At 44.2% G+C, this 3,070-nt stretch carries 2 protein-coding genes; one reads left to right on the top strand and one right to left on the bottom strand.

What is annotated here, in order from left to right:
* The first annotated feature begins 393 nt into the window (after positions 1–393).
* The gene (locus tag V2H45_RS25395) at positions 394–2,010 is read left to right on the top strand and encodes a mechanosensitive ion channel (RefSeq protein ID WP_330486488.1); all 1,617 of its coding nucleotides are present in this window, start codon (positions 394–396) and stop codon (positions 2,008–2,010) included.
* A gap of 133 nt (positions 2,011–2,143) precedes the next feature.
* Here the strand turns inward: V2H45_RS25395 and V2H45_RS25390 are convergent, their stop codons facing one another.
* A complete protein-coding gene (locus tag V2H45_RS25390; protein WP_330486487.1) occupies positions 2,144–2,848 on the bottom strand; it encodes a glutathione binding-like protein in 705 nt (234 codons plus the stop codon).
* Positions 2,849–3,070 lie beyond the last annotated feature (222 nt).

The following is a 3,070-nucleotide window of genomic DNA, read 5'->3' as shown; positions in this document are numbered from 1 at the left end:
TCTCTCTTTTTATTTTCGTTTTTCGTCTCTGACTGATTTTTAGAGGTGCCCATAACGTTATCCAAAATAAGACAATCTAAAACGCTATGTATCCCAAAGCTCCCCTTTTTAATAGGGAGAATTCATTTGTCCGCTACCTCCATTTGTAAGGGGGATCGAACCTTTCGGTCTAAACAAGTTGACTGGCACAATTTCGGAAACTTTCACCCGAACTATTGAGCGCGATCGCTTCTAACGAATAATCAACATAAAAAGAGTTAAAACTTACATTGCAAGATCTAGATAACATCGCAAATTGCGGTAGAACTGTAATATAAGTAGGGCAACAAAGTGAAATATATGTTAGTTGTTTCAGCCCACGTCCTAGTCGTGTTGAGTTCGGAGTGAAACGAAATGGATATATTTTGGTCTGATCCCGTAATTACGAAGTTACCTGAGTTCCCGATGAGCCCACTGGGGCAGCTTCCTTCAAGCGTTGATTTTAATCCTGAAAGTCCTTTAGTCAAGCTAATTTTAGCGATCGCAATTTTAGTCGTTGGCTTTTTAGTCGCTATTGTTGCTTCGGCGATCGCTGAAGGATTTTTCAAGCGCACCAGTATTGATAATAAAATCGCTCAGTGGCTTACTGGAAGCGATAGTACAAGTTCTCCTCCCGTCGAGAAATGGATTGCGACAGCGATATTTTGGCTGATCGCAATTTTTACTCTGGTTGGGTTTTTCCAGTTCCTGAAACTTGATGCTGTCGCGGCTCCACTGAATAATTTTCTGGGGCAAATTACGACCTTTATTCCTAAGTTAGCGGGGGCTGCACTACTCTCAGCGATCGCTTGGGGATTGGCAACGGTTAGCAAAATTTTGATATCGCGCTACATGCGCTCAGCCCGTTTGGACGATCGCCTCGGACAGCAGGTAAACAACTCGCCAGAAGGCAGTAATACGTTACCTCTCAGCGAAGCCCTAGCCAATGCTCTGTATTGGTTTATTCTGTTGCTATTTTTGCCGCTAGTTTTAGATGCACTCGGTCTACAGCAAGCACTACAACCTTTACAAAATCTCGTTAATCAGTTACTCAGCGCATTGCCCAAGATTGTCAAGGCGGGTGCGATCGGCGCAGTCGGTTGGTTAATTGCTCAGACTGTACGACGAATTTTAACCAATCTATTGGCTACCGCAGGCGCAGATCGACTGCTACCACAGTTCCGTTCGTCACAGGCGAATGGTGGTCAAGCGCTCTCTCAAGTGCTAGGCACGGTTGCTTATGTCCTTATTCTGATCCCCACGGCGATCGCATCCCTTGAAGCGTTAGAAATTGAAGCGGTTTCTCGTCCTGCAACAGCAATGCTCGATCAATCGCTCAAATATCTACCTCAGATTTTTGTGGCTGGTTTGATTTTGGCTGTCGCTTACTTCTTCGGACAATTCGCAAGAGATATTGTCACGAATATTTTGACCAGTTTGGGCTTCAACAATATTTTGAGCTGGTTAGGTTTACCGTCTCTGACTGGAACTCCAGAAGCTAATACAACAAGCGAATCGAGCGATCTAGAGCGAACAGTTACCTTGCCGAAGCTAACTCCTTCTCAATTGGTGGGAATTGTGGTGTTGGTGGGAATCATGTTGGTTGCCGTCGGAACTGCTACCGATGTATTGAAAATCGATGCCCTTACCAAAATCGTGTTCGGAGTGCTTGAGGTTGCTGGCAGGGTATTGAGCGGTGTGATTGTGTTTGCGATCGGTTTGTATCTAGCCAATCTTGCCTATGGACTGATTGCCAGTTCGGGCAGTCGTCAAGCTAAAATTCTCGGACATACGGCTCGCATTTCGATCGTTGCCCTGATTTCTGCCATGGCGCTAAAACAGATCGGTATTGCTAGCAACATTGTCGATCTGGCATTTGGGCTAATTACGGGTGCGATCGCTGTAGCGATCGCATTGGCATTTGGTCTAGGTGGTAGAGATATTGCTGCAGAGCAAATTCGCGCATGGCTTGACTCCTTTAAACGCAATTAGTATAGCGAATAGAATAAAATTGAACCTGAAAGAAGCACGCTGGAAAAGTGTGCTTCTTTCAACATATTTGGGGTTTGCTAAAAAAGTCAAACGGACGATAGAAGACTCTTTTTAAGCAGCTTGCAGATGAGAATTACTTGTCTTTGGGAAGAACAGCCGCAGTTTGTCCAAACAGAATTTTTTTGCTTTCTTCGGTCATGGTTGGTTGATTAGCAAAAGGCTTCGCCTTTTCATAGGCACTAACTACAGCAGGGCGATCGCGCATAGTTTCAAACCAGCGTTTGAGATGGGGAAAGTCGGCAAGATTCTGTTGCTGCCTTTCGTAAGGAACGATCCAAGGATAGCAAGCCATATCTGCAATGGAATAATCTCCAGCAATATAGTCTTTTCCGTTTAACTGACGATCCAGTACCCCATAGAGACGATTCGTTTCCTTGACATAGCGTTCGATCGCATAGGGGATTTTTTCAGGGGCATATTGGGCAAAATGATGGTTCTGTCCTGCCATGGGACCTAACCCACCCATTTGCCAAAATAGCCATTCCATCACTGTTTTGCGATCGCGAAGATTGGCAGGTAAAAACTTTCCTGTTTTCTCAGCTAAATATTGCAAAATCGCACCAGATTCAAATACGGAGATAGGTTCGCCACCATCTAGCGGACTGCGATCGATTATGGCAGGCATCCGATTATTGGGAGCAATCTTAAGAAAATCGGGCTTAAACTGATCTCCTACACGAATGTCTATGGGTTGAATCTCATAGGCTAGATCTGCCTCCTCCAAAAAAATGGTGATTTTATGACCATTCGGTGTGGGCCAATAATACAGTTCGATCATTTTTATAGCTCCCTAAAGGAATGAGCAATGAAGTCTAGATACTATTTTAAGAAAAGCGCAGTTAAAATGGTTGCATCGGATGAGATCCAAAACGCTAGTTCCTGCTAGCAATCGTTTTCTTTTCCCAGTCTTTATCTCTTCCAAACTATTGATGGGAACTAGCTTGTATTCTATAGAACCCATTTGAGATCTTAAGAAGTGGCTGCAAGTCTCTTCAGCATT

Origin of the sequence: Tumidithrix elongata BACA0141 (genome assembly GCF_036349135.1) — a bacterium.
GTDB lineage: Bacteria > Cyanobacteriota > Cyanobacteriia > Pseudanabaenales > Pseudanabaenaceae > Tumidithrix > Tumidithrix elongata.
The sequence above is the reverse complement of the archived record's forward strand: the minus strand, read 5'-3'. Positions and strand labels throughout refer to the sequence as shown.